6 protein-coding genes are annotated in these 7246 nt (G+C 40.6%); 5 read left to right on the top strand and 1 reads right to left on the bottom strand.

The annotated features are described in order from the left end of the window. The 4 genes from Q0212_RS04215 to Q0212_RS04230 all read left to right on the top strand — a co-directional run. The coding region (locus Q0212_RS04215) for a ribonucleoside-diphosphate reductase subunit alpha (RefSeq protein WP_297922683.1) at nt 1-3319 on the top strand (3319 nt) is incomplete at its 5' end. Between the two features lie 65 nt (nt 3320-3384). Beyond that, nucleotides 3385-3666, top strand: coding sequence for a hypothetical protein (locus Q0212_RS04220; RefSeq protein WP_297922686.1), 282 nt, complete (start codon nt 3385-3387; stop codon nt 3664-3666). Then, nucleotides 3659-4039: a type II toxin-antitoxin system VapC family toxin gene (locus Q0212_RS04225; protein ID WP_297922689.1), complete on the top strand. Its 381-nt coding sequence runs from the start codon at nt 3659-3661 to the stop codon at nt 4037-4039. The genes Q0212_RS04220 and Q0212_RS04225 overlap by 8 nt, the downstream gene beginning before the upstream one ends. A 12-nt stretch (nt 4040-4051) precedes the next feature. Further along, a complete protein-coding gene (locus Q0212_RS04230; RefSeq protein ID WP_297922692.1) occupies nt 4052-5287 on the top strand; it encodes a ribonucleotide-diphosphate reductase subunit beta in 1236 nt (411 codons plus the stop codon). Between the two features lie 35 nt (nt 5288-5322). Here the strand turns inward: Q0212_RS04230 and Q0212_RS04235 are convergent, their stop codons facing one another. Beyond that, nucleotides 5323-5973, bottom strand: a complete 651-nt coding sequence (locus Q0212_RS04235; RefSeq protein WP_297922694.1) for a hypothetical protein — start codon at nt 5971-5973, stop codon at nt 5323-5325. A 192-nt stretch (nt 5974-6165) separates the two neighbouring features. Here Q0212_RS04235 and Q0212_RS04240 point away from each other — a divergent pair. Beyond that, nucleotides 6166-7246 (top strand): AarF/ABC1/UbiB kinase family protein (locus tag Q0212_RS04240; protein WP_297922697.1); only part of this gene is annotated, 1081 nt, incomplete at its 3' end.

Here is a 7246-nt window from a genome sequence, read left to right on the forward strand (position 1 = left end):
GATATTTATTGAGGAATACTTACAAAAACATAGTATTCATTATTGGATTTCTAAACGAGATGAAACATATCAACAAATTAAATGGTCTCTAGGCAAAGGGCTTTTGCGTTGTGCAACAACAGGTCAATTTGTTGGTGGTAATAATCAACCATTGCCTTTTACAAAAGAGGATTTTTATAATTCTAATAACGAAAAATATATTGCACCTCGCTTCTTACATTTACCTAAATCACAAACCAAAGCATTAGTTAGAGGATTATTAGAATCCGATGGTAGTGTGTCTGGTGGCTTATTATTAAACTTCTCTAATACTTCCCATGCTCTCATAGAGGGAATGCGCTATTTATTATTACGTCTAGGTATTCCGTCATCCGCCTCATATCGTGAGCGTGATAATCAACATGAAGGGACTCGTGCAGATGGCAGTAAAATTAAGTTTTCGGGTTTAACTAAATCATATGATTTGAGAATACCTTCTGTTCCCGACTTTGCAGAGTATTTCAATTATCGGGTTGCTAAAAAGCAATTTTGGTTTGAATCAAAAGGTTCTTTGTTTACTCGTATTCAAGACATCAAACCTATCACACCTGTTCCTTTTGTTTTTGATTTAAAAGTAGAAGGAGACCACAGTTATAATACTGTCGTTGGTGCTGTATCGAATGGCGGCAAACGTAAGGGAGCTGTCTGTGCTTACCTCGAAACATGGCATTTAGACATTGAAGAATTTTTAGAATTGCGTAAAAACACTGGTGATGACCGCCGCCGTACCCACGACATGAATACCGCTAACTGGGTACCTGACTTGTTTATGCAACGTGTATTTGATGATGGTGATTGGACATTATTCTCTCCTTCTGATGTACCCGATTTACACGATTTGTATGGCCAAGCGTTTACACAACGTTATAACGAATATGAGCAAATGGCTGCAAACGGTCAAATGCGCTTATTTAAGAAAATTAAAGCAGCCGATTTATGGCGCAAAATGTTATCCATGTTGTTTGAAACTGGTCATCCGTGGATTACTTTCAAAGACGTGTGTAACTTACGTTCACCACAACAACACGTGGGGGTAGTACATTCATCTAATTTATGCTGTATTGCTGCTGACCAACGTGTTGTCACTGACAGAGGGATGTTGACGATTGGTGAACTTTATAAGTTAGGTGGTAACAATAAAGTCGTTGGTTTAGACGGTATTTATCATGCCTCTGAAATGCTATTGCCCCGTCCTAATGCCCCTATGGTTGAAATACAAACCAGTGAAGGTTATACCCATAAGGTAACACCCGACCATAAAGTTTGGGTCAAAGACACAGGCTGGATTGAAGCACAACATTTACAACCTAATGACAAGCTACTTATTCAACAATTGGAAGGCTTATGGGGAGAGCAAAATCATCCCGAATTAAGTTACTTAATGGGCTTGATTGCAGGTGATGGGACATTTGATCGTCAAAACGGTAAAGTTTATGTCGATGTTTGGCAAAATGATTTCCAACATTTACAACCTATTGAGCAAACTGTTCATTATTTATTGGAAGGGAATACTGTTTTACGCACCACATCAACCAATACCCCCATATTTGCGATTAATAACGAATTACACCGCGCACGCCTAAGCTCTGCTCCTTTATTTCGTTTACTTAAAGAGTACGGTTTTAGCGCAGACAACAAATTAGAAGTACCAGACTTGGTATGGAAAGGTAATCGTGAGACAGTATCTGCCTACTTGCGCGGCTTATATCAAGCAGACGGCAATATTGTCAGTAGTCACGAAGTCACTACCTTAGCTCTTGCCTCAACAAGTTTAAAGTTTATCAAAGAGCTACAAATTCTTTGGGCTAACTTTGGTGTAAAAAGTTCTATTAACCAAATGCGTGACCATGAGCTAAAATCTATGCCTGATGGTAAGGGAGGTCAAAAAGAATACTGGTCTAAACCCTTATATCGTTTATTGATAACGTCTATTCAAGGTTGCAAAATAGCCGAAGAAGTCACTCAATTTGCTGCAAGTAAATCTTCAGAAGCGGCTAAACAGTATTTAGCTAATTTATCCAAGCAAGGTTATCAACAAAAACTATACGCTACTTTTACAGGGCTTATTGAATTACCTCATGAAGATGCGTATTGCCTAATGGTCGATTCTGATACCCATGCTTGGACAGTCAATGGCTTAATTACTAAAAATACCGAGATTACGCTCAATACCAGTCAAGACGAAATTGCCGTGTGTAATTTAGGTTCTATTAACCTTGTTAACCATGTTACCGCCAATGGTTTAGATGTGGCCAAACTAGAACGCACCGTTAAAACCGCCGTGCGTATGCTCGATAACGTTATCGACATTAACTACTATGCCGTACCACAAGCCAAAAATTCTAACTTGCGTCATCGTCCTGTCGGTTTAGGCATTATGGGCTTTCAAGATGCCTTGTATATCTTAAATACGCCCTATTCTTCTGATGCGGCAGTTGCCTTTGCTGATAAGTCGATGGAAGTGATTAGTTATTTTGCCATTGCCGCTTCTTCGGAATTAGCCAAAGAGCGTGGTAGCTATAGTACCTTTGACGGTTCTTTATGGAGTCAAGGCATATTACCTATCGACTCGTTAAGCAAAGTCATTGAAGCGCGTGGCGAACGTTATATTCAAGTGGATACCAGTCAAACTTTAGATTGGGCAAGTTTACGCACCAAAGTACAAACTCAAGGTATGCGTAACTCCAACGTGATGGCGATTGCACCTACCGCCACCATTTCTAATATTTGTGGTGTGGCACAATCTATTGAGCCAACTTATCAAAACTTGTATGTTAAGTCGAACTTATCGGGCGAATTTACGGTGGTTAACCCTTATTTGGTCAATGCCTTAAAAGAGCGCGGTTTGTGGGACCCTGTCATGGTTAATGACTTAAAATACTATGATGGTTCGGTACAAAATATTGAGCGTATTCCAGAAGACTTAAAAGCCTTATTTGCCACAGCCTTTGAAGTTGAACCACGTTGGATGGTGGAATCGGCGAGCCGTCGTCAAAAATGGATTGACCAAGCCCAATCCTTAAACTTGTACATTAGCCACGCATCGGGCAAAAAGTTGGATGTGACTTATCGTATGGCTTGGTATCGTGGCTTAAAAACCACTTATTACCTGCGTGCGATTGGTGCAACGGCTGCCGAAAAATCGACCATTAGTGATGGCGCATTAAATGCAGTTAAAGCACAAGTACAAGTCGTACATGAAGAGTCTGCTTTTGTAGAAGCTGCACCCGTACCATTAGCTTGTAGTATTGATAATCCTGATTGTGAAGCTTGTCAGTAAGCCGTTATAAAGACTAAGATGTTTTTAATACCATCTTAGTCTTATCTGTTGTATGCGAGGATCACATGATTACTCTACCTGTTACCCCCTCTAGCTCGATTGAATTATCTGCATTATTGATAGACCAAATTGAGCATGGAGAAATCGTTACTCTAACCAAGAATGGTCAACCTATTGCTCAAATTTTGCCTGTTAAATACAGTACGTCTACACCAACAGTTGAAAGTCGTATGGTTGGTAAATGGCCAATAGGTTTACTCAAAAACAAGATGCAATTGGATGGTTTTGATGAACCACTGCCTGATGACTTAATTGATGCGTTTGAAGGCAAATATAAAAATGTCTAAGGCTTTTTTGTTAGATACCCATACGTTTTTATGGATGGCTTCTGATGATTTGCGCCTCAAAGCCGCCGAAAAACACATCATGGCTGCGGAGCAATTGTATCTAAGTATGGCTTCGTGGTGGGAAATTGCCATTAAAATCAACATTGGTAAATCGTCTTATGATTATGCCGACCTGCTCACGATTGCTAAAAAAATGAATTTGGACTTTTTGACAATTACACCACAACATGGTCAAACTTTGCTCACGTTGCCGTTGATTCATCGTGACCCATTTGACCGAATGTTAATCGCTCAAAGCATCACAGAATCTTTGCCACTGCTTACACATGATGAAACATTGGCCAGCTACACCAAACTTGTTACGCTATTTTAAGAGAGAACCACCATGTTAAATTGGGATGATTTTTATGCCGAAGAAAAGCCTAAGGCTAAAGCACCTGCAACGCCAGCAGCTCCTGCACAAACAGTTTCGCAGAAGCCAACTACTCCGTCGCCAGCAATGGCACCAGCTCAGCCCATCACAACCACAGCTGCCCTTGACCGAGCAAACGCAGCTCTTGCCAATTTAGATGTGGCGGCTGGCCTAGAAGATTTAGAAATGGGCGCAGCGCGTATCCAAGTTGACGATAAGCGCATGATTAACTGCAAGGCCGACCTTAACCAACTCGTGCCGTTTAAGTACGATTGGGCATGGCAAAAATATTTAGATGGTTGTGCAAACCACTGGATGCCACAAGAAATTAACATGACCAAAGACATCGCTTTGTGGAAAAATCCCGAAGGTTTAACCGATGACGAGCGTTTAATCGTCATGCGTTCTTTGGGTTATTTTTCGACAGCGGATAGCTTAGTGGCAAATAACTTGGTTTTAGCGGTTTACCGTTTAATTACCAACCCAGAATGCCGCCAATATTTATTGCGTCAAGCCTTTGAAGAAGCGATTCACACTCACGCCTACCAATACTGTATTCAATCGTTGGGCATGGATGAAGGCGAAGTGTTTAATATGTATCGTGAAGTGCCGTCCGTAGCCAAAAAAGCCGCATGGAGCATTAGCCATACTCATGCTTTATCTAATCCAAACTTTAAAACAGGTACAGCCGAAGCCGACCAAGAATTGTTACGCAATTTAATTGGTTTTTATGGCGTGACCGAAGGCATTTTCTTCTATTGTGGTTTTACCCAAATTTTAAGTATGGGTCGCCGCAACAAAATGACAGGTGTTGCTGAGCAATTCCAATACATTTTGCGTGATGAATCGATGCACTTAAACTTTGGTATTGATGTTATCAACCAAATCAAAATTGAAAATCCACATTTGTGGACGGCTGCTTTCCAACAAGAAGTCATTCAAATGATTTTAGAAGGCACTCAATTAGAAATTGAATATGCGCGTGACACGATGCCGCGTGGCGTATTGGGCATGAATGCGGCGATGATGGAAGAATATTTACAGTTTATTGCTAATCGCCGTTTAACCCAATTAGGTTTACCCGAGCAGTTTGCTGGTGTTAAAAATCCATTCCCGTGGATGAGTGAGATTATGGACTTGCGTAAAGAGAAAAATTTCTTTGAAACGCGAGTGACTGAGTATCAGGTTGGTGGTGCATTGACTTGGTAAGGTTTTAAAACGCAAGGACGCGTTTTGCACTAGATCTAATCCCCTCCGCCACAGCCACCCCCGCAACCTCCACCATCGCTACTATCACCACCACTACAGCTACATCCTCCCCCACAGCCGCCACCAATATCACTGGCACAATAACTGCTATCACTTGGGTTATTAGCCGCCATACAATTTAAACTATAAACAAATCCACTCGGAATCATTAACATCGCATCTAAAGCAAATAATCTAGGTAATCGTGATGGCAAAGCAGGATTAATTTGCTCATGGCGACACGCCAAATTCCATGTTCGTTTAATGCCAATCGTGGCTTGAGTTCGTGTCTGCATCGTTTCAGCAGGATGATGATGTAAAAACTTACCAAAGGCTCGCTGACAGAAACTTTCATAGGCTTTGGTTGATAAGATAAAGGCATGCCATGCTTCATCAACTGCTTGTGAAGGCATACTCAACATACCTTTACCACGTATCATTAACACACAATAAAAATAATCTCTTAAGCCTTCTAAGACTTCTTTTACTTGTGTAGGCGTTAAATGGGGATAAGTTTCGGCAACTCGACGTTGAATAGAGGCATCAAATACTAAACGTTTAATCACATCCATGCGTTTTATTTTTTGTTGCCAATTCAAATAACTGACAATCACAATAAACATGACAATTAAAAGAAACCAGATCATTTTTATTCTCCTTCAAGACTCACGCTTTTAGCCTTGTTTTTTTGTTATTTAAGTTGCTATTAGTTATATGACTAAAATATGACAAAATGATGACAGCAACAAATCGTAAGTAAGATGACAAATGACAGGTTGACAATAACAAGTATAACTTTAGGATAAGCTTTATACCTTATATGTTTAGGATGCGTTAGCATGAGTGATAATAATAAACATGCCACAACCCCCACCAAACGTTTTATGCGTTTAGCTGGCATGACAGCAAGTATTACAGGGAAAGTCATGAGTAATTCGGTCAAAAGCCTTGTTGGCTCACCCGAACAAAAAGCCGAAGCCCGTAGTGAAATGTATCATGAAATTGGCAAACAAATTGCCAATACCCTTGGGGAGATGAAAGGTGCGGTCATGAAGGTCGGGCAAATTGCCTCACAATATCAAGACATCTTTCCGCCCGAAATTGCTGCTGCAATGACTAAATTGCAAAAAGAAGCACCGCCCATGCCTTTTAGCGTGATTGAACAACAAATTTTGCATGAGCTGGGCGCAAAACCACACGAAAAATTTGCCGAATTTGATGAAACACCATTTGCTGCGGCGTCTATTGGTCAAGTACACAAAGCCAAATTGCCGACAGGCGAAGATGTCATCGTTAAAGTGCAATATCCGGGTGTAGAAGAGTGTTGTGAGTCTGATTTAAAACACCTACGCATGGCACTCAAATTAGCAGGGGTGATTAAGCTGAGCAAAGAAGTACAAGAAAAACTCTTTGATGAAATTAGAACCTCTCTCCATGCCGAATTAGACTATTTACAAGAGGCCGCTAATTTACGTGAATTTAAAGCCTTCCACGCCAATGATGATAAGCTGATTATTCCTTCTGTTTTTGATGATTTTTCGAGTAAGCGGGTGTTAACGTTAAGTTATGAAGCGGGCGATAGTTTAAATACCGCGAAACATTATCCGCATCATGTGCGTAATGAAATTGGTGAACGCTTATTTCATACCTTGTGTGAGGAGCTTTATCACCTTCATGCGCTACATTGTGACTCTCATCCCGGTAACTTTGCCTTTAGACCTGATGGCAGTTTGATTATGTATGATTTTGGCTGTGTTAAACGTTTAACGCCAACCATTGTCAATGACATGAAACGTTTAGTTCGCTCGTCCTTAGCGAATGATTATGCGACCGTTGATATGGTGCTACGTGATTTAGGGGTGCGAACTAATGTCGGTGATGTGCCGCCTGAATATTATTTAGAATGGATTGATATTTTAC

It is taken from the genome of uncultured Agitococcus sp. (assembly GCF_937920075.1).
Classification (GTDB): Bacteria; Pseudomonadota; Gammaproteobacteria; order Pseudomonadales; family Moraxellaceae; genus Agitococcus.